This window comes from Paenibacillus sp. VTT E-133280 (genome assembly GCF_002264385.1).
GTDB lineage: Bacteria > Bacillota > Bacilli > Paenibacillales > Paenibacillaceae > Paenibacillus_AQ > Paenibacillus_AQ nitricinens.
This window is the reverse complement of record NZ_NFUX01000014.1, coordinates 42,203-61,668: the sequence shown is the minus strand read 5'-3', so window position 1 is coordinate 61,668 and position 19,466 is coordinate 42,203. Positions and strand designations below refer to the sequence as shown.

Sequence of the window (19,466 nt, the reverse complement as noted above, 5' to 3'; positions counted from 1 at the left end):
ACCCCTTCTATTATACCGATATTTTCTTACGCAATAGATACAAGCTGTACCAAAGCGAACCTCCAACAATGATCACTATTAGTCCGAGACAAACGCCTATAATTTCTCTTGGATAGAAGTAGCTATCGTATCTGCTATAACCCATGCGATAGGGTATTGAGGCCAATCCAGCCAGAATCGCTAAGTATAGTACGATAAAGCCCATCCCTTTCAGTCTGTAGCTTCGCTCCATTAGAATCGCTGTGAACAAGACGATCAAGCCCGTAATGCCCAGTCCATAGTATAGTAAAAACTCAGAAAAGTAGGGCGGAACCAGAACTTTAAGTACAGTAGGATACTTCAAATAATCAAATATCGAGATGTTCCGATATAATTCAGCAGGAAGGATCGACTGTGCTATCAAACGCTCCAGTGGAACAAGGATAATTTGCAGGGCGACAAGTCCAAATGCGAATAGCAAGATCGTAACCAGTTTGGCAAAATATAAATTCGCCCGATTGGATGGCAACGTGAGCAGACGATATACTACCGTATTTTTACCTCTCCAGTCACGGTACCAGATGAAGCAGCTATATATTAGCAACACTGTTATGCTCAAAAATATGGGTCCGAAATATAGCAATCCATTATAGCGAGCATACATCATACTGTTTAGCTGAATATATCCTTTCACATTGTGATATTGCTCAAGCGTCCATTGATTCACTCTTATTGTTTCATTGGCAGAATCAAGCCAATGATTAGCACCAATGGTGACGGCTACAAGTTGCAAGGCGACTGTCAGCACCATGAGTCCAATATATATTTTGGCAAATCGGTTCATTTCAAAATTCAATAGCTTCACAAAAGCTCTCATTTCATGTACACCTCTCTCATTACGTCCGTAATGGACTTACCTTCCTGCTCGCGAACTTCTTCACAGTAGAATTCACGTTCTACCTTCCCATACTGCAGTAAGACTACTTTATCAATTAAATGCTCAATATCGTTAATTTCATGAGTTGTGATAATCACACCACGATTCTCTATCAATTCGCTCGTGAATACATCAGTTATTTGCTCGCGGCTGAACATATCAATCCCCGAGAACGGTTCGTCCATTAGGATGTAATCACATTCCAAGGCAAGTCCGAGCAACAAATTTAACTTCGCAGCCATCCCCTTAGACAATGAGGATACTCGATCTGAAGAGCTCAGTTGGAAGAACTTAAGCATTTCCTCTGCACGTTCAGCGTTCCAATTCCTATAAAAGTCAGCCATAAAGCTCAAGCAATCAGCAATTCGCATATTGGAGGGCATCGTTAACGAATCTGGAATGAAGGTGATTTTCTCATACATCGCAGGTGTTAGTGACGCATTATCGATTAAAACTTCACCTTTGTATGGTGTCAGTCCCATGATGGACTTCAGCACCGTCGACTTCCCAGCACCATTGATTCCGATCAGGCAGGTAATCTCTCCCTTGGCAGCTGTGAAGCTAACGCCATTTAGGACCTTCTTGAATCCATAATTCTTCACCATCTGATTCACTTGGATCATCTTGTGTCACCACCCTCTGGAGATAACTTTCGCTCCGATGTATATTTTGTCTTTATGATCTCTACCAGTTCTTCAACTGGAATTTGAATATTCTGAATGGAACCGATGAATATATCCACTGCACTTTCGATTAATTCAGCACGAATCGAGCTTAGGATCTGCTGATCCTGTGTAATTCGGCTCGGGGAATTTCCTTCTGTTACGATCAAACCCTGTTCCTCCATTTCCTTATACGCCTTCTGCGCCGTGTTCGCATTAATCTTCATTACGGATGCCAGTTCACGCCGTGAAGGAATCTTATCTCCTGCTCCGATTTGCCCTGTAGCAATCTGTTCTTTAAAGTAACGGACAACTTGAATATATACCGGCTCTCGAATATTAAAGCTGACACCTGATTTTTGTTCTTTTGTCATACAACCAACTCCATATACTAAGTGTGTGTACTAAGTGGTTCATACATCTTATTTATGTACTATACGTGTAATACACTTTTCTGTCAATCGTTCAGATTTGAGTATAGGCTTCTAAGATTATCGTTCTTAGCCATTGTATTTTGTGCAACAGAACTTATTTAAATCGAGCTGAATGATACTTCTGTTGTATTTTGTACAATCGATCCAATGAAAATTGCCCATTATAGCACATTTCCCGTAGTTTGATTGCACAAAGTACAGTAGATGGTAGTTAATGAGCGAGAATAGTGATTTCTATTGTACAATCTGCAATGGGAACGTAAAGTTGAGTTGTATCCACTAGTTTAAGTATTGATAATTCCCTATACCGCAAAAAAAGCATAGCATCTCAGAAAAGATATCGAGGGTAATAAACAATTATAATTAAACATGCGGGTGATGGCGGACTTTTATCCCCATCTCTCTAATTTTAAAGAACGATAGTTATTTTTTATGTAGTTAAAGCCAGAATAGACAGTTATGATTAATGTAATATAGATAAGGATTTGATCGAAAGGTATATTCGTAAAAAAGGTGAATGGATGATTATTTAACATAACAGCTGTAATTGCAATCACTTGAGACACCATTTTAATTTTTCCGTATCGATCAGCTTGCAACACTATTTTCTGAGAGACAGCGACAAGCCTAATCCCTGTAATGATCACTTCCCTTGCTACTATAATTAATGCTACCCATGCGTATAATCTATGCTGACTGACTAGCAAGACCAACGCAGCAGATATGAGCAACTTATCCGCTAATGGATCAAGTAACTTTCCAAGGTTCGTAACCTGATTATACTTTCTAGCAATATACCCATCTAGTTTGTCAGTGGCAGAAGCGAGTAAAAAAACAATGGCTGCATAATAAATCCCCTCTGGCCAATCAGGATATTTTGTGAAAATCACTATAAAGATAGGGATTAATAATATTCTGGCGATTGTTACTTTATTTGCAAGATTCATAATTCCCTCCTGAATTCATTTTCAAGAATATAGCCTTCTTTGGAATTTTTTATAACGATATCAAAGTTTCGATGAAAAGGATGCATGAATAACTCATATTGAATTCTACGGTCTTCATGAGATTTTCTTAAATATTTGATGTCTGTTCCTCTTTCAGAGACATCACGTATACTCCTTCTCATCAATTCAGTGTCTCCATCTGTATATAAGTAAACCTTCAGATCAAATAAATTTGGGTCTGCAAAAGCAACGCTCATGCCCTCTACAATATTTACTCTGTTTTGTGAAGCTATCATTGTACTCTTTACATAATTCGTGTCTATTGTATAAAAATCTAAACCATCACGCATCATTCGGATGTCTCTCTCTAGAGCAGATATATTATGAGCAGAAGGATGACAAGCTGTCATTTTATTACTATGACGTTCATTGTTATATTCATAATCGATTATAGTGTACTTTCTAAGATGAGAGCCGATAATATAGGGATCAGTATTCATATAATTCACATTCTCATGACCCAGGAGCTTTAAAAGATTATGGGCAAATGTTGTCTTTCCAGATGCACCATGACCCGAAATCCCAATAGTAACTCTTTTTTCCTCACTGCTTATCAAATTGGCTATTTCATTTAATATTTTATCCATAGTTCCCTCCATCTTGTCGTTATATGTACGCTCCTCTATTCTAGAGGCTTGTTATACCAAAAATAATCTTAAACGCGTTATAACTTTTCTTACTTTTTTTAAAACCTTCCTTTAAGTCTAGGATAACTACAGTTTTGCCAATCCAAATCCTGAGATATAACGAACGGAACCTTACCGGTTTCACAATTCCTTTTTCTTCAAATTCACTTCCATCCTCTAACTCCGTTTCAGTTCTAATAAACCATGTATTGCCGAGACCAAATTCAATATATTTCAGAATCTATCTCCCCCCATGAAAGAGTAGCCCTTACGCCCATTCATATTATCATACTAATTAGGATTAATATGTTAAATAACAATATTATCAAACTACCTTATTTGATAAAAGAACAGGCTGCCGAATAATTGTGGCAGCCTGTTGTGATTGTGTTATGATGTTATTTCCCTTAGATAAAACTCATATAATTGATCAATCGATGAACTTGAAAAGATAGATGTAGCTTGTTCGATTTTCTCACGTTTCCAATCGAACCAACGCATTTCCTTTAACTTTTCGATTTCACGATCTGCAAATCGTTTCCTAATCTCTTTAGCAGGGTTGCCACCAACTATTGTATATGGTGCAACATCTTTTACAACAACCGAACCTGCCGCAACAATAGCACCTTCACCTATTTTCACACCTGGCATAATCATTGCATTCATCCCAATCCAAGCATCACTTTCTATGATCGTATCCCCTTTGGGTTCATAAGAGGTTTCAATCTGGTCTAAAAAGGGATACACGGTAATCCATTCAGGATGATGATTGTGATTTCCACCCATTAAAATAATTACACCACTTGCAATACAAACATAATTTCCTATAATCAATTTATCTAAATGCCACCCAAAATCTTCGATCGGGTTAAATAACTTTCTTGACGGTTCATCTCCCCAAAGATATCTGACGCACCCGTCTTCAAAAGGATGACTATCGTAATAACCAGAGTAATACGAGTAATCCCCTACCTCAATCATTGGGTTGGTGACAATATCCTTCAAATACTTCGTTTCTGACCAGTGGTTAAACAATTGCTGTTTCATTCTTTCCCCTCGCTTCTAAGTAATTTATAGCATTTATACTTAGAAGCTTGATACAGTAGCGACATTCTTAAACCGTTTCAAACGACGAACCATCGTCCTCATCCTTTTCCTAATTGATGGGGCCATTGTAACAAACGAATGATTTGTTCGTCAAATCCCCTACGATCTAACAGAACTTTTATTTTTCTACCATACTGACAATCTTGTTCTGAAGTCATTTTCATTCGTAATGTACTGAACATCTTCATATCCATTTGCAATCGCATTATGGTACAGCGCTTCAAGCTTTCCTTGATCTTTACAATAAACTGTAGCATATTCACAATCAACGACTAAAAGTACAAGCTGGCAATCACTATTTAAGAACTCCTCATAGGTCTGAACATCAGTTACGTCCTTCTCTTGCGGAAAAGCTTTGAAGTTCGCAAAGATGATATAGTATTCGTTATTCTCCAAAAGTTCTTTCAGAACTCAACAAAAAACCTATGAATTAAATTCATAGGCTTTCTCGAAGAAAATCTCTGTCAATTATCAGACTTTCGAGCGATTGATCATTTTTTAACTATTCACTCGCTCTTTTCCACCTAGACCCAAAGTAGTTGCCGTTAATGTGTGCACTTCATGCAAAAGCTCTGGATTGTCCAGTAGTGACAGGCCATAAGAAGGAATCATTTCTTTTATTTTCGGTTCCCACTCTTTTATATGCTGAGGGAAACATTTATTAAGTACTTCAAGCATCACGTGAACAGCCGTAGAAGCACCTGGGGAAGCCCCAAGCAATGCTGCAATCGAACCATCTGCGGCGCTAATAACCTCTGTACCGAATTGAAGAATACCTTTGCCGTCCTCTGTATCTTTGATTACCTGCACGCGTTGGCCTGCTACGACCAGATCCCAATCCTCTATTTTGGCATTCGGGATAAACTCTCGTAATTCCTCCATGCGTTTTTCCTTCGATAACAACACTTGCTCGATTAGGTATTTGGTCAAAGACATGTTTTTTGCACCTGCAGACAACATCGTTAGGAGATTATCCGGTTTTACGGAAGTGATCAAATCAAACATTGAACCGGTTTTTAAAAATTTTGGTGAGAAACCAGCAAACGGTCCAAATAGCAACGATTTTTTGTTGTCAATAAATCTAGTGTCCAGATGCGGAACAGACATTGGAGGTGCTCCAACCTTAGCTTTACCGTATACTTTTGCATGATGCTGGGCTATAACTTCTGGTTTATTACACACCATAAATATTCCACTTACCGGGAATCCACCAATATGCTTCCCTTCAGGAATACCTGATTTTTGCAGGATATGCAAGCTTCCTCCCCCGCCACCAACAAAGACAAATTTTGCAGTATGATGTTCAATAGTACCGCTGTCGTTCTTCACTCTCAAGTCCCATGACCCATCGCTTGTACGTTTGATTCCATCCACACAATGTTTATAATGGAGTTCTACATTTTTACTCTTTAAGTGATCAAATAATATACGCGTTAAAGCACCAAAGTTAACATCTGTGCCAGAGTCTATTTTTGTTGCTGCTATAGGTTCATTCGATGGACGATTTTGTATAATAAGCGGTATCCATTCCATTAATTTGCTAGAGTCATCGGAAAATTCCATACCTTGAAACAATGGATTTTTTGAGAGCGCTTCAAATCTTCTCTTCAAAAAAGCTACATTCTTCTCCCCTAGTACCAAACTCATATGGGGCAAGGGCATAATAAAGTCCTGCGGATTATGTATCAGCTTACGATTTACCAAATAAGACCAAAATTGCATTGAAAGTTGAAACTGTTCATTAATTTGGATGGCTTTACTTATATCCACAGTTCCGTCGGATTTTTCGACAGTGTAGTTAAGCTCGCAGAGCGCCGCATGTCCAGTTCCTGCATTATTCCATTCATTAGAGCTTTCCTCACCTGCATTTTCGAGCTTTTCAAACACTTTAATCTTCCAATCCGGCACTAATTCTTTTAAAAGTGTTCCTAAAGTCGCACTCATGATTCCAGCACCAATTAAAATGACGTCTGTTTCAGTTGCACTTTTGCCCATTATTACCATCCTTATCCCCTGAATTTTGCAGAAAGGATGTGGGCGCTCCTTCTTAGGCGTCACACCTTTTCTGTCTCAATTATACCCTTATCCGAGTGTATTACAATTATTTATAAATTTAATATCTACTATTATATGAAAAAAATAAATTATTTAAAAGCTTGCAAAAAAGAGAGAAATAAGTCCTCTACGGTAAGGAACTTAAGCTACAGCCATAAACCCGCTTCATGCAAGGATTAATAACACCTAAGCATTATTAATAAAATAAATAAACATGCTGCCCGCCGCAGCAAGATCAACGATTGCCCATAAGAAGCTTTTTCGAATTAACATGAGTAAAGCCGCAATTAAGCTAACGAAACAAGCAATGAGCATAATAAAAAAGGTGGTGAATAATCCGCCAGAAAGAAACATCAGTACGTATAATATGACAAAGGTAAAAACAATAGTCTGCACAATGGAAATTAGCTTGGTGTTCGTTCTAATGTTCTGTAATATTTTCTCCATATTGTATGCGCCCTCCAGATATCTTGCTGTATATAACCTATACTTACTTTAGATTATTCCACTAAGGAGAATTAATCAAATCTATCCTCGGCAAGTCGTAGTCTTCTTAGTGTTTAACCCAATGCGGGAAGTCCCTAAACACGAAAAAGCTGCTTCATTTGTAGATAAATCTACATATGAACAGCCTTCGCTATATTTATGACTTATTTGTTCCTCTGCGATGAGCTATAAATATGCTTCACCAGTTCCAGCGCTTTTATCCCCTCAGGACCATCCAGCCAAAACTTTGATCCACTGAAAATGTGGTCATAGAAGTCCTCGATTAGTCTCTTATGCCCAGTCCCCCAATACGATTTGCCTTCCGTAGGACTGAATATAGGCTCACAAACCAAGGTTTCCTTCCCATCTTTCCAAAGATACAAATGCTCTCGACGGAGGTTAAGAGTCCCCTCTTCAAAAACTAGCTCCAACTCCACGGGAGTGTTCTCGAGATAGGTATTTGTGCCATAAAATAGCCCGCGAACATTATTGGCGAAGTCAATACAAGCATGGGCAGTATCTTCTACTTCAATGACGCCATCCAGCACATCTGTGGTAATACTGCCTTTCACGGATTTAATTTCACCCCCATACCACTGAAGTAAATCCAAGGTATGAATGGTCTGATTAATTAGAACACCTCCGCCTTCCGTGGACCATCGTCCCCTCCAATTGCTATCTTTGTAGTAACTTTCATTTCGATGCCAGGTTACGACACCTTTCATACAAAGCAGTTTCCCTAATGTACCAGAATCAATCGTCTTCTTCATATAAATGGAAGCATCATTATAACGGTTCTGGAACACCACACCAAGCTGGCCGGAGCTCTCTTCCGCTGCTTTCAGCATACGCTTGGCTGAAGGAAGATCGACGGCGATTGGCTTTTCTGTTAACACATGCTTCCCTGCACGTAATAGCTCTACAGCCATTTCTGCATGCAGATAATGAGGTGTACAGAGATGTACAACATCAATACGATTATCATTTAGTATTTCTCTATAATCATCTGTGGCATCGCAGGCATATTCTTTTCCTGCTCGTGTAGCTTTATCAGCATCAATATCTACAACTGTAAGTAGGTTCACCTCTTTTATAGCTGATATTACTTTAGCATGGAGAGGAGATATCGCCCCGCAGCCAATAATCGCTACTCCAAGTTTGTTCACCTTTACCACCTCCATTCATTATTCCATTCGCTATTTAAGTTGATTAGGGGTTAGATTCATCGCCTGGGCTTGAGCCTTCAAACATAGTTCAGCAGCTTTGAAGACATGTGCTTGAGTCATGGCCAGCTCCGTCCGGTTCAGACAATCGAGGATAAGCTCACCAAAGAACGGAAATCCAACCTTTCCAGCTACATGCTCATAATGCTCCCCTTCCCCGTTCACCCAGTACACATGATCCGGTGTATTTGAACGACCAATATCAGTATATTTGCGCAGTTCAATGTAGCCTTCCGTTCCCATAATCATGGTGCGCCCATCTCCCCAGGTTCCGAGCCCGTCAGGCGTAAACCAATCTACACGGAAGTATTGGGTTGAACCATTGTCCCCAACAAGCGTAACATCACCAAAATCCTCCAATTCAGGGTAGGATGGATGATTATAATTTGCTACCTTACTGTGAACAACTGTAGCATCCTGACACTCTGTATAATACAAAAATTGTTCTATTTGATGACTGCCGATATCACACAGGATGCCGCCATATTTCTCCCGCTCAAAGAACCATTCCGGCCGACTAGAAGCATTTAATCGATGCGGACCTAATCCAATGACTTGAAGAACACGACCAATAGCCCCTTGACGGATCAACCGGCCTGCATAGATTGCGCTTTCAACATGAAGACGCTCACTATAGTAAACCATGTACTTCCGATTGGTTGCTGCGACCAAAGCTCTAGCAGCATCCAGCTGTTCTAGTGTTGTAAAAGGGGTTTTATCCGTAAAATAATCCTTTCCATGAACCATAACCTTATTTCCTAAGGGGCCTCGTTCTGAAGGAATAGCTGCCGCTGCAACTAAGCGAACCTCTGGATCTTCCAATATATCATCCATAGTCTCAGCAGCCCTAACTCCAGGATATTTGGCTATGAATGCTCTAACTTTCTCTTCATCCGGATCATATACCCATTTCAGCTCAGCACCAGCCTCAACGAGACCATTACACATCCCATAAATATGACCGTGATCTAGGGCAATAGCTGCGATGATGAATTCACCCGGCTTCACTACGGGTTTAGCTTCATATGTGGGTGCATAGGTCATCCCATCTATTCTATTCATCAGAATCCTCCTAATGGCTTCTTATCGATTCTATAATAGGCTAATAAGATAGCGCAGACTCACCTCTAAGCTCTCAAAAGGATCACGTCTACAAACATCCTGCTCCACAACGTACCATTCAACACCCGTCTCACGACAAGTAGTAATGATTTCCGCATAGTTCATGTTTCCTTCGCCTATTTCAGCAAAAACCTGTTTCCTATCAACTATCGCCATATCCTTTAAATGCACGACTTGCATTCTGCCATTAACTTTACGTATCCATTCCACCGGGCTCGCACCACCAGCCTGCAACCAATATAGATCAAGTATGAAACCAACTGCAGGATCAGTCTCATTGAGCAGTACTTCCATTCCAGTAAAACCTTCAAAGCATTCAAATTCAAAATCATGGTTATGATAAACAAATTGCAGATCATGTTGTTCTTTTAGAGTTATTGCAATTTCAGATATCAATTTCGCGAATTCCCGGTAGCTTTCAAGCCCCGTACGAAATTCTTCCGGTAAACTTCCAAGTCCAATATATTTGCAATTCCACAGCTTATGCTCTGCGGCTAGCGCATCCAGATCATTCAATAACCGATCCCAGGACACATGGGTCGCACATATCGTCAGCCCTGATTCATCCGCATATTGTTTAACAAGCTTCGGATCGATTGGTCCAATTGCTGAAATCTGAATGCTCTCATAACCCATTGCCGATACCTTTTGAAAAGTTGATCTTAAATCCTCCGCAGTTTGAGTATAGTCACGTAACGTGTACATTTGAGCCGCAATCGTCGAACGTTTCATAGGATTTAACCTCTCTCCTTCGATTTAATGAGTTCCTTTAACATTCAATGTTTTAGTTTCTGAGGCTTCCTTTTGGAAAGTCGAATTTTTTACTTTGTCCATCAGCTTTTCGTAGAATAAATCCGAATCCATCGGAAGCTCCACCCAATTGTCCGTCCAAGCCGATAAATACATGGCATTTGAAAGGGTAAGCCCCTTAATCCCTTCCTCCCCGGGAGCAAGTAAAACCTCATCATGCAAAATGGCATTCGTAAAGTTCCGTAGAATCCCTATATGCTGCTCCCCTCCGCCATCTTGTACAGGTATCTCACATTTCCAACATTCCGGACTACCGAAACCTCCCGTAAACTCTGCGTTGAACTGCGGCTCCGGTGTACGTAAACGCCAAAAGGTTAGCTTCCCGTCCTCCACTACGATTTTCCCATTATCGCCATTGATTTCAAAACGATTAGTTCCCGGTGCCTCTCCAGTTGTAGTAATAAACAGACCTGTAGCGCCATTCTCGTATTCCACATAAGCGGTTACATCATCTTCAACCTCAATGTTGCGATATTTTCCAAAGTGGCAAAATGCTCTTATCCGCTTCGGCATCATGCCTGTCGTCCATTGCCATAAATCTAGCTGATGAGGATCTTGATTAAGCAATACCCCGCCACCTTCACCCGCCCATGTCGCCCGCCAGCCACCAGAGTTATAGTAGTTCTGCGATCTATACCAGTCGGTAATAATCCAATTCGTCCGGCGAATCTCACCTAACTCACCAGACTGAATAAGATCTCTCAGCTTCTGATACAAAGGATTCGTACGCTGATTGTACATGATTCCAAATTTGCGGTCAGACTGTGCTGCAGCATCGTTCATCTGTTGAACAGCTTTCGTATAAACACCTGCAGGCTTCTCCACTAGTACATGATAACCATACTGAAAAGCTTCGATTGCAAGTGTAGGGTGATCATAATGCGGAGTACAGATTAATACCGCATCCATGATACGTGACTCGAATAATTCCTTCGGCGTAGAATATTTCCTAACATTCTCAGGTAATTGCTCTTCAGCCCATTTCAAACGTTCTTCTCTTATATCACATACGGCTGTAAGCTCAGCCCCCTTAATCTCACTCAGAAGACTTTGCGCATGTGCGGTTCCCATATTTCCAATACCAATAATCCCATAACGAACTGTCCCCATCTCTGATCACTTCCTTATTAATGGTTATGGTTAGAGGATATACTTTATTTAAGGACATGAACATGATCGAAATTAAGAACTATTTGTATTTAAGTAAGATGTTTTAGTTAAATGAAACCGTTATAATGAGGATATAAAAGCTTTAAAGGAGTTAAATGATGAACAATTCAGGGAACTTATCAGGACGTCTCCTGCAGAATCTCAAGGTTACTGTGACCCATGCCCAACTTAGTAATAGATATCCCGGATGGAACCGCACGCTGGAAACCCCCGCTTTTAATCGGCTATATTTTATTGATGGGGGTGAGGGGAAAGTAATTATAAACGGGATTACCTACTATCCGAAGCCAGGTCAGCTAATGATCATGCCTGCGGGGAGCACACAAACTACCGAAACTTCTATCGATGATCCATATATCCGTTATTACTGCCACTTTGATGCTGACATTGGAGAATGGCCTTTATTCCATGCGGAGAAAAAATTATACATCTGTGATTCGCCTAATCCAGATTCAATAAGGGCAATTTTCGTGGAGATGATCGAACAATTTCAAAAGGACGATATCTTATCTATCCTTCGCACTCAGGCTTGTTTGCTTAATCTCATTGCCACTTGTCTTGAATCAAGCGACAGTAGTCATACAGACTTTATGACGCAATTCATACACACCGGAGACCATGGGAAGCTGGCTCATGTGCTCCATTACATCGATAAATGTCTAAATAAGTCCATAGAGATTGATGAACTAGCAGAGCTTGTCCACCTGCACCCGAACTATTTTATACCTTATTTCAAAAGATTCATGGGGGTGACTCCTATGGCCTATGTTCAATTGAAACGTATGGAGCACGCCAAAAGACAGCTTTCTTACACAGATTACAGCATTTCAGATATTGCGGAACAGGTCGGCATGGAATTGGCTCATTTCTCTAAATATTTCAAAAAGGCGATGGGTCTCTCCCCATCCGCTTATCGAAATAGTACGAAGTAATTTACATAGAGATGTTCCTCTGAATGAGATGAACTATAATAAAAAAAACAGCATGAAACAACATTATATTAAGGCGGCGGATGATCATACATATTAGGACGGCTTCATTTAGCGACACACAAGATATTGCAAAACTATCCAGTGAGCTCAGATATCCTTTAAATATCGAACAGCTAGCAGATAGACTTCAAGATATCAGAAATCGTAAAGATCATGCTATTTATGTAGCTGAGTCGGATAGCCAATTAATCGGATGGATTCACGCCAATGTGCGAATGTTAATTGAATCTCCACCCTTTGTTGAAATTTGTGGTTTGGTGGTCGATGGGCAGTATCGTGGAGAAGGGATCGGCAGACAACTTGTTGAAACCTGTGAACGCTGGGCAGCACAAATTGGAGTGAACAAATTAAGAGTGCGTACCAACCAGACTAGAGAAGATGCGGTACGTTTCTATACACGTATTGGATTTTCGCAGAAGAAAGCTCAGTTCGTGCTTGATAAGGAATTTTAAATACATTCGGGACTTTTAGTGAGGGAATTCTATGATTGTGGATACATTACGGGTTTTCGTTACAGTTGCTGAGCAAAGTCATTTTTCTAAAGCAGGAGAATTACTGAATCTATCTCAACCCGGTGTCAGTCTACATATCCGGAATCTTGAGAATGAACTAGGCGCAAAGCTTCTACACCGATCTCCGAAACAAGTGAAATTAACCGAAGCAGGTACAATACTTTATAATCACGCCAAACAAATATTGGCCCACTTCGAAGAAGCTCATCAGGAAATACAAATGCTTCAGGATGAGGTTACTGGCAGTATACATATTGGTGCCAGCTTTACGATTGGAGAGTATATATTACCCTCAAGACTTGCGGAATTCGCAAATCAATACCCACAAGTCAAGCTTCAGGTGACGATAGGTAATACTGAAGAAATTATTGGTGGGGTTAGAGCCAATGAATTGGATATTGGGTTTATCGAAGGAGAAGCCCATGAAAATGATCTGATCGTCACTCCTTACATGAAGGACGAGATGATTATCGTCTCCCCTGCCAACCATCCTTTGTCCAAAATAGTCTATGTGGAACATGGAGTGCTACAAAATCAGGTTTGGGTTCTGCGTGAGCTCGGCTCTGGAACGCGTGCATTCAGTGATCATTTCATTCAAAAAGAAGAGATTTCTGTCAAAAGATCCTATGTCTTCAACAGTAGTCAAGGGGTTAAGGAAGCCGTTGCCTCTGGTTTGGGAATTGCGATGCTCTCCAGATGGATTGTGCGCAAAGAATTAGCAAGTGGTGAAATCTGTGAGCTCCCCATCAGACATCATCATCTTGAAAGACAATTCTCGATTATTCGCCATAAAGAAAGCTCCTCCTCCATGGCTACCCATGTCTTTATTCAAAAACTACTTGTCTCTAGGAAAGATAAGTAATCAAGTAAATCTTATAACTATGCCGGTCAATCACCTAAGGATTGTCCGGCATTTTGTAATTTATTCGATTCATTACCTCTCTAATGATAATGTTATAAATTATAACATATACTATTATATTTTATTAGAAAATAATATAATAAAATATAATAGCATACGTAAGTAAATAATAGATATCTTTTATTATGAGTATATTTAAGCGCTTTATTTATATGTAGTAAACTTGTTATTATAATACATTTATAGATATAATCCAAACATTAATCGCGTTTATGTCACTTAAATTAACATAATCGTGAAGTTACATGCTCAGGCCAATCTATTTAACGCTATTAAACTAGCAGCTAGTGGAAAGACGAAGTATTACGGTACTGTGCTCATGCTAAATGATGAGATTCATACGGCTAGAGAGGTTACCAAGACGAATGCCTATCGTACAGACACTTTTGAATCTCCACAATTAGGAATCCTCGGATATATCGATGAGAATAATATAAGAATTTATCGGGCGAATTCCAGAGCACTATTGACCGCTGACAAATGGGCAACGCCATTCGATCTAACGAAGATTAAGAGCAGCGATATGCCTAAGGTAGAAATTGCTTATGCTTATCAAGATGCCGGCTCTGGGGCAATTACAGGTTTTGTCTAAGATGGAGCACTTCGTGTCTACCACGCATACGGGTTCCGGATCCAACTATGCTTCAAGTGACGGTATCATTGCCGGAGATAATCTGAACGCAGCTCATGCCCGGATTCTATTAGAACTGGCACTGTCATTCAGCAGTGATTTCAACACGATTAAAGGCTGGTTCGACACCTATGGCTCAGGTCAAGTCACCATAGCTGACAAATAAGAACAAACCCTTGTTCACACACAAAAAAACGATTCATGCCATAAATAGCATGAATCGTTTTTTCACTAATTTTTGCTTAACTCATGTTCAACCAAATGTCCATCTTCCAGATGTAGCACCCGATCACACCATTCGAGCATCCGTTCATCATGAGTGACCATTACGGCAGCTTTACCCTCATTCTTAACTTCGTCAGCAATCATTTGCACAACTTCTCTACCTCGTTTGAAATCTAAGCTTGCTGTTGGTTCATCTGCAAACAAGATTGCAGGTTTATTCATCCAAGCTCTTGCGATAGCTACACGTTGCTTCTCTCCGCCTGATAGTTGCTCAGGATAATGGTTTCGACGTTTCCAGATATCCAGACGCTTCATCAAATCAGCTGCCCGTTCCTTAGCTTCTTTAGAACTCATCTTCCCCTGTTTAGCTACAAAGAGAAGCTGCTCTTCTACCTTCAAGTAAGGCAATAGCTGTGCGCTTTGGAACATAAAGCCTATTTTTTCTAATCGTAGCTCAGTCAGCTCACTTTTACTTTTATCTGTAAGTGATTCTCCGTCGATGAAAATTTCACCACTGGTTGGCGTAAGAAGCGCACCCGCCGCTGATAGGAACGTACTCTTCCCTGTTCCAGATGGTCCAAGGACAGCAACGAATTCTCCTTCATTGACTATAAGATTCAAATTGTTCAGAACAGATACTGTTGTATCGCCGTCTCCGTAGGTCTTGGTTACTTGCTTCATCAATAATTTTGCACTCATGCTCCAGCCCTCCCAATTGCTTCTAATGCATCTACTTTTGCCACTTTAGCGACAGAAATAAGTGATCCTAAAAGAGACATCCCCACGAACAAGCCGCTGGTTAATAGAATCGTAGAAGGTTCCAGTTGGAACGGCATAGTGTCTGGTAGTACCTGATTCATTCCAAAGGTTAGCAGCAAGCTAATACTAAGACTTGCAATGGCCAAAATCATAACTTGCCCTACTACGCTCCAAGCCAAGTAAGACATTTTTGTACCCATGGCTTTCAGAATGCCAAACTGGCTTGTTTTCTGAATTGTAATGACATAGAAGAACACAGCCAAAACAAACCCAGCGATTACGAACAGAAAGGCAATCATCATAAGCAGGGAACCTTGTTCTGATGAATAACCCGGAATATTAGAGATCGCTACTTTTTGTGTAATAACTTCCACATTTTTTGAACTAGCAGAGATCTTATCCACTTGCCCTGCGTTTGCATTGAGTGCAATGACATTAAAAGGCACTCCTGATGTAGCCTCACTACCTTGATTAACGCCTTGTCTCATTTCCTGCCAATCTTTATTGTTAATATAGACTACTGGGGTATGGCTGTATGAGCTATTCTCAACATATCCTGTAACTTTAAATTCCTTCCCGGTTGCCTGATCTTGGATCGTACTGCCAATCTTAATACCCGACTGTTCCAAGTCACGATCAACGATGACACTTCCCTGCATATCATTCGTAATCTTGTCACCTTCAATCACTTTTGGAGCCAGTAAACCGTTCATATCGACTGCGAAAAAAGTCACATCTGCTTTAGCATCCGCATCGTTCGTAGTCACTGTACTCATCTGTAGAGCGAGTGAAGAAGCGTTATTATCTCCTACTACTGCTCGAACACTACCCAGCTCCGTATCCGTTAACTGAGAACGTCTAAACGTCTGATCCGCATCCTTCTGCACCACATAATAGTTCGCCGGCATATTCTCTATTGCTGAGATATTAGCATACGCTAATCCTCTGGCCAGGCCCGTTACGAAAAGCACAAGAAAGGAAACCAATAACATGATTACCATTATTAACAGGTATCTGGCTTTAGAATGTCGCATTTCCCTTAAGGCTAGAAACATATTACCACTCCTTCTAATCTGTATAGTCACAGTTTAGAAGATGAAAATGAACGGAGTATGAATAACGAGTTACAAAAGCGGAAGAGTTACAGTAAAGGTCGTACCTTTGCCAATTGTACTGGATACCTCTATGGTTCCGTTATGTGTCTCTACAATTTTTTGCGTAATCGCTAGTCCAAGACCGCTACTATGCGTTTCTCGTGTACGTGCCCGGTCGACTTTATAAAAACGGTCAAAGATGAGCGGTAAATCTTCTGCAGGAATGCCTTCCCCAGTATCCGAAAAGGTTACTACACAATTCCCTTCGTCTAGCTTTGCGGAAATCATAATGGACCCCTCAGCAGGTGTATATTTGATAGCATTAGTAATGAGGTTCATCCACACCTGATACAATAGATTAGAATCACCATGTACGCTAATGTCCGTAAGAATTAAACGAACCGCTAATTGCTTCTCTGTTAATCTCCACTCCATGATTTGTACAACCTGCCGCAGCTGTGCACGCAAATCTATCGGTTTCTTCTGCAGGGAATCCGGATCATAATCGAGGGAAGATAACGTTAGCAGCTGTTTACTAAGCATCGATAGACGATGGCTTTCTTGATCAATGATATTGAGGTACTCTATCCGTTCATCCTCTGGTAATGTAGGATCTTTAAGGGTTTGGGCAAATCCTTGAATAGAAGTTAATGGCGATTCGATTTCATGCGATACATTCGCAACAAACTCTTGACGGGCACGATTGGTCCGTTCCAGCTCACGACTCATAATCATAAAGTGTGAGGCTAACTGGCCAATTTCATCCCGGCGCCACGTATTTAATTTAATATCATATCTGCCTTTTGAAATCCGTTTAGTCGCCGTTGTCAAACGAGTGATGGGTCTGACCACATGCAGTACGCTGATCATGACGAATCCTAGACTGAATAACACGGTAAAACCGATGATGACAGCAAAAAACACGCGCAGTTCACCGAACTGAACCTCTGCATCCGGCCGCATGAATAATGCAAATGTCTCATGATTGACTTCAATAGGAACACCTATCGTATTGCGTAATTGATTATCAAAAAAACCTGTAATAAATGCGCTGTCAGGAAACTCAGCAACACCGTGATACACTTGTCCATTCAGGACCTTCTCTAATTGTTGCGGATCTAAATCCTCTTTCCGAAATGGCTTGCCGTAAAACCGGGATTGACCTTCTGCATCAGTTAAATAGATCTTATATCCCAGTACAGCTACACTTCGCAGGTAATCCTCCACAGATTCCGGGTGAGATTCTGCAAACTGCTGGATTTCAATGGCCATCCCCGTAAGCTTCGCATCGTTCTGCGATTTAATCTGAGCTTGGTAATAAATATTAGACACCAAGAAGCCAAGAAGGCTGCTCACCACAATGGCCGAGCAAAAGAGAATGCACATTCTCACATACAAAGACTTCACGAGCTCACCATCTCCAATTTATATCCAATTCCCCGTACCGTCCGAATCACAAAGTCATTCTGATAATCCACAAATCGTTGACGCAATCGCTTGATATGTACATCCACCGTGCGTTCATCACCTTCATAATCCATTCCCCATACTAGCTCAATCAACTCACTGCGTGAATACAATCTTCCAGGATATTGGGCCAGTTGTGCGAGCAGTTCAAATTCCTTTACCGGTAACAATAGTACTTCATCACCATCAGTGATCTCATAATTTTTACGATCGATAACAAGTGAATTCAAGCGAATCCGATCATCTGAAGCGATGGAATAACGCCGAAATAAAGCTTTGATCCGAAACAACAATTCTTCCGGCTCAAAAGGTTTCGTTACATAATCATCTGTCCCCCGCAAATAGCCTTGTTCTTTATCACTTAGCTGTTGACGGGCTGTTAACAAAATGATCGGTATATCATACGTTTCTCTTATATGCTGGCATAGCTCTAACCCATCTACGTATGGCATCATCACATCCACAATGGCTAAATCCGCAATGCTTTCTTTCAGTTTATGTATCGCGTCCTGGCCATCGCTGGCCTCCATTACTTGATAACCTTCTCTGGTCAATACATGCTTTAATAATGTACGAATATTACTATCATCATCTGCTACTAAAATCTTTTTCATCGTTTACACTCCCTGAATAACGGATGAACCCATAGTATCAACTTTAAAGGGTTAGAACAACTAAAGAACCGAAAGAGACCATTTTGGGCCATTGTTCATATACTACTCTAACACTAACTTAACAGGAGGTTATTAAGAAATGTATTGGATACCCTTTTCTCAGAACAGATCTGAATTCAAACCTATATGGTCAACCTCTCTTCCACAAGCATTAAATTTAATTCAAGAAGCTGTGCAAGGTGAACGAAATGATGAGCTTTTCTATGATGAAATTATCCAACTAGCCCCGAACGCCGAGCAAGCCTCCATTATCACCTCCATACGAGATGACGAACGGGGGCACAACTTCATGTTCCGGGGGATGTTCAAAGAAATTACCGGGCAAGATATCACAGGGATTAGTAGTGAGCAATATCAACGGATCAGTTCCTATGAAGAAGGATTAGAAAAAGCACTCCAAGGTGAACTGGCTGCAGTCGAAAAGTATCGCAAAATATGGTTTGGTCTGCCTGTTGGAATATATCGCGATACTGTATATGGGATTATATTAGATGAATTAAAACATGCCAGTAAATATAATTATTTACTTACTTTAGATCGAACCACTATATAGTAGAATTAGTCAGGATCAT

General features: G+C 40.5%; 24 protein-coding genes. 6 read left to right on the top strand and 18 right to left on the bottom strand.

Annotation, left to right across the window (positions count from 1 at the left end; genetic code table 11):
• Positions 1-10 precede the first annotated feature (10 nt).
• From CA600_RS08865 to CA600_RS08800, 14 genes are all read right to left on the bottom strand, one after another.
• Positions 11-856, bottom strand: a complete 846-nt coding sequence (locus tag CA600_RS08865; protein ID WP_094869855.1) for a hypothetical protein — start codon at positions 854-856, stop codon at positions 11-13.
• Positions 853-1,539: an ATP-binding cassette domain-containing protein gene (locus tag CA600_RS08860; protein ID WP_094869854.1), complete on the bottom strand. Its 687-nt coding sequence runs from the start codon at positions 1,537-1,539 to the stop codon at positions 853-855. The genes CA600_RS08865 and CA600_RS08860 overlap by 4 nt, the downstream gene beginning before the upstream one ends.
• A complete protein-coding gene (locus CA600_RS08855) occupies positions 1,536-1,952 on the bottom strand; it encodes a GntR family transcriptional regulator (protein ID WP_094869853.1) in 417 nt (138 codons plus the stop codon). The genes CA600_RS08860 and CA600_RS08855 overlap by 4 nt, the downstream gene beginning before the upstream one ends.
• Positions 1,953-2,401: 449 nt before the next feature.
• A complete protein-coding gene (gene pgsA, locus CA600_RS08850; RefSeq protein ID WP_094869852.1) occupies positions 2,402-2,959 on the bottom strand; it encodes a CDP-diacylglycerol--glycerol-3-phosphate 3-phosphatidyltransferase in 558 nt (185 codons plus the stop codon).
• A complete protein-coding gene (locus CA600_RS08845) occupies positions 2,956-3,606 on the bottom strand; it encodes a uridine kinase family protein (protein WP_094869851.1) in 651 nt (216 codons plus the stop codon). The genes pgsA and CA600_RS08845 overlap by 4 nt, the downstream gene beginning before the upstream one ends.
• A 40-nt stretch (positions 3,607-3,646) precedes the next feature.
• Complete coding sequence (locus tag CA600_RS08840) at positions 3,647-3,883, bottom strand: DUF3977 family protein (RefSeq protein WP_094869850.1); 237 nt, start codon at positions 3,881-3,883, stop codon at positions 3,647-3,649.
• A gap of 152 nt (positions 3,884-4,035) precedes the next feature.
• A complete protein-coding gene (locus CA600_RS08835; RefSeq protein ID WP_094869849.1) occupies positions 4,036-4,692 on the bottom strand; it encodes a CatB-related O-acetyltransferase in 657 nt (218 codons plus the stop codon).
• Positions 4,693-4,878: 186 nt separating this feature from the next.
• Entirely contained in the window at positions 4,879-5,148 is a 270-nt protein-coding gene (locus CA600_RS08830; protein WP_256989788.1) for a DUF2691 family protein, read from the bottom strand.
• A gap of 102 nt (positions 5,149-5,250) precedes the next feature.
• Positions 5,251-6,747, bottom strand: a complete 1,497-nt coding sequence (locus CA600_RS08825) for a malate:quinone oxidoreductase (protein ID WP_094869847.1) — start codon at positions 6,745-6,747, stop codon at positions 5,251-5,253.
• 246 nt (positions 6,748-6,993) lie between these two features.
• Positions 6,994-7,254 carry a hypothetical protein gene (locus CA600_RS08820; protein WP_094869846.1) on the bottom strand — a complete coding sequence of 87 codons (261 nt, stop codon included), beginning with the start codon at positions 7,252-7,254 and terminating at the stop codon, positions 6,994-6,996.
• Positions 7,255-7,457: 203 nt separating this feature from the next.
• Positions 7,458-8,459 carry a Gfo/Idh/MocA family protein gene (locus tag CA600_RS08815; protein ID WP_094869845.1) on the bottom strand — a complete coding sequence of 334 codons (1,002 nt, stop codon included), beginning with the start codon at positions 8,457-8,459 and terminating at the stop codon, positions 7,458-7,460.
• Positions 8,460-8,489: 30 nt separating this feature from the next.
• Positions 8,490-9,578: a Gfo/Idh/MocA family protein gene (locus tag CA600_RS08810; protein WP_094869844.1), complete on the bottom strand. Its 1,089-nt coding sequence runs from the start codon at positions 9,576-9,578 to the stop codon at positions 8,490-8,492.
• A gap of 30 nt (positions 9,579-9,608) precedes the next feature.
• A complete protein-coding gene (locus CA600_RS08805; RefSeq protein ID WP_094869843.1) occupies positions 9,609-10,370 on the bottom strand; it encodes a sugar phosphate isomerase/epimerase family protein in 762 nt (253 codons plus the stop codon).
• Positions 10,371-10,394: 24 nt separating this feature from the next.
• Positions 10,395-11,558: a Gfo/Idh/MocA family protein gene (locus tag CA600_RS08800; protein WP_094869842.1), complete on the bottom strand. Its 1,164-nt coding sequence runs from the start codon at positions 11,556-11,558 to the stop codon at positions 10,395-10,397.
• 158 nt (positions 11,559-11,716) lie between these two features.
• On the opposite strand from CA600_RS08800, the gene CA600_RS08795 reads away from it, so the two are divergent.
• The 5 genes from CA600_RS08795 to CA600_RS31760 all read left to right on the top strand — a co-directional run bounded on the left by CA600_RS08795 (position 11,717) and on the right by CA600_RS31760 (position 14,841).
• Complete coding sequence (locus CA600_RS08795) at positions 11,717-12,550, top strand: helix-turn-helix domain-containing protein (RefSeq protein ID WP_094869841.1); 834 nt, start codon at positions 11,717-11,719, stop codon at positions 12,548-12,550.
• 80 nt (positions 12,551-12,630) lie between these two features.
• Positions 12,631-13,062: a GNAT family N-acetyltransferase gene (locus CA600_RS08790; protein WP_094869840.1), complete on the top strand. Its 432-nt coding sequence runs from the start codon at positions 12,631-12,633 to the stop codon at positions 13,060-13,062.
• A gap of 31 nt (positions 13,063-13,093) precedes the next feature.
• A complete protein-coding gene (locus CA600_RS08785; protein ID WP_094869839.1) occupies positions 13,094-13,984 on the top strand; it encodes a LysR family transcriptional regulator in 891 nt (296 codons plus the stop codon).
• Positions 13,985-14,279: 295 nt separating this feature from the next.
• Positions 14,280-14,636, top strand: a complete 357-nt coding sequence (locus CA600_RS31765; protein WP_256989787.1) for an asparaginase domain-containing protein — start codon at positions 14,280-14,282, stop codon at positions 14,634-14,636.
• A 13-nt stretch (positions 14,637-14,649) separates the two neighbouring features.
• Positions 14,650-14,841, top strand: coding sequence for a hypothetical protein (locus CA600_RS31760; protein ID WP_256989786.1), 192 nt, complete (start codon positions 14,650-14,652; stop codon positions 14,839-14,841).
• A 65-nt stretch (positions 14,842-14,906) separates the two neighbouring features.
• Here the strand turns inward: CA600_RS31760 and CA600_RS08775 are convergent, their stop codons facing one another.
• The 4 genes from CA600_RS08775 to CA600_RS08760 form a co-directional block, all read right to left on the bottom strand.
• Positions 14,907-15,599, bottom strand: coding sequence for an ABC transporter ATP-binding protein (locus CA600_RS08775; RefSeq protein ID WP_094869838.1), 693 nt, complete (start codon positions 15,597-15,599; stop codon positions 14,907-14,909).
• On the bottom strand, positions 15,596-16,714 hold the full coding sequence (locus CA600_RS08770) for an ABC transporter permease (protein ID WP_094869837.1): 1,119 nt from the start codon (positions 16,712-16,714) through the stop codon (positions 15,596-15,598). The genes CA600_RS08775 and CA600_RS08770 overlap by 4 nt, the downstream gene beginning before the upstream one ends.
• A gap of 69 nt (positions 16,715-16,783) precedes the next feature.
• Entirely contained in the window at positions 16,784-18,160 is a 1,377-nt protein-coding gene (locus tag CA600_RS08765; RefSeq protein WP_094869836.1) for a sensor histidine kinase, read from the bottom strand.
• On the bottom strand, positions 18,157-18,834 hold the full coding sequence (locus CA600_RS08760; RefSeq protein WP_094869835.1) for a response regulator transcription factor: 678 nt from the start codon (positions 18,832-18,834) through the stop codon (positions 18,157-18,159). Before CA600_RS08760 ends, CA600_RS08765 begins: the two co-directional genes overlap by 4 nt.
• A 139-nt stretch (positions 18,835-18,973) precedes the next feature.
• On the opposite strand from CA600_RS08760, the gene CA600_RS08755 reads away from it, so the two are divergent.
• The gene (locus tag CA600_RS08755) at positions 18,974-19,447 is read left to right on the top strand and encodes a ferritin-like domain-containing protein (RefSeq protein WP_094869834.1); all 474 of its coding nucleotides are present in this window, start codon (positions 18,974-18,976) and stop codon (positions 19,445-19,447) included.
• Positions 19,448-19,466: the final 19 nt, after the last annotated feature.

Coding starts and splice junctions, on each gene's coding strand:
- CA600_RS08800 (WP_094869842.1), bottom strand. CDS start 11,558: ATGGGGACAGTTCGTTATGGGATTATTGGTATTGGAAATATGGGAACC.
- CA600_RS08810 (WP_094869844.1), bottom strand. CDS start 9,578: ATGAATAGAATAGATGGGATGACCTATGCACCCACATATGAAGCTAAA.
- CA600_RS08805 (WP_094869843.1), bottom strand. CDS start 10,370: ATGAAACGTTCGACGATTGCGGCTCAAATGTACACGTTACGTGACTAT.
- CA600_RS08785 (WP_094869839.1), top strand. CDS start 13,094: ATGATTGTGGATACATTACGGGTTTTCGTTACAGTTGCTGAGCAAAGT.
- CA600_RS08790 (WP_094869840.1), top strand. CDS start 12,631: ATGATCATACATATTAGGACGGCTTCATTTAGCGACACACAAGATATT.
- CA600_RS08795 (WP_094869841.1), top strand. CDS start 11,717: ATGAACAATTCAGGGAACTTATCAGGACGTCTCCTGCAGAATCTCAAG.
- CA600_RS08860 (WP_094869854.1), bottom strand. CDS start 1,539: ATGATCCAAGTGAATCAGATGGTGAAGAATTATGGATTCAAGAAGGTC.
- CA600_RS08755 (WP_094869834.1), top strand. CDS start 18,974: ATGTATTGGATACCCTTTTCTCAGAACAGATCTGAATTCAAACCTATA.
- pgsA (WP_094869852.1), bottom strand. CDS start 2,959: ATGAATCTTGCAAATAAAGTAACAATCGCCAGAATATTATTAATCCCT.
- CA600_RS08845 (WP_094869851.1), bottom strand. CDS start 3,606: ATGGATAAAATATTAAATGAAATAGCCAATTTGATAAGCAGTGAGGAA.
- CA600_RS08835 (WP_094869849.1), bottom strand. CDS start 4,692: ATGAAACAGCAATTGTTTAACCACTGGTCAGAAACGAAGTATTTGAAG.
- CA600_RS08855 (WP_094869853.1), bottom strand. CDS start 1,952: ATGACAAAAGAACAAAAATCAGGTGTCAGCTTTAATATTCGAGAGCCG.
- CA600_RS08770 (WP_094869837.1), bottom strand. CDS start 16,714: ATGTTTCTAGCCTTAAGGGAAATGCGACATTCTAAAGCCAGATACCTG.
- CA600_RS08865 (WP_094869855.1), bottom strand. CDS start 856: ATGAGAGCTTTTGTGAAGCTATTGAATTTTGAAATGAACCGATTTGCC.
- CA600_RS08820 (WP_094869846.1), bottom strand. CDS start 7,254: ATGGAGAAAATATTACAGAACATTAGAACGAACACCAAGCTAATTTCC.
- CA600_RS08825 (WP_094869847.1), bottom strand. CDS start 6,747: ATGGGCAAAAGTGCAACTGAAACAGACGTCATTTTAATTGGTGCTGGA.
- CA600_RS08760 (WP_094869835.1), bottom strand. CDS start 18,834: ATGAAAAAGATTTTAGTAGCAGATGATGATAGTAATATTCGTACATTA.
- CA600_RS08775 (WP_094869838.1), bottom strand. CDS start 15,599: ATGAGTGCAAAATTATTGATGAAGCAAGTAACCAAGACCTACGGAGAC.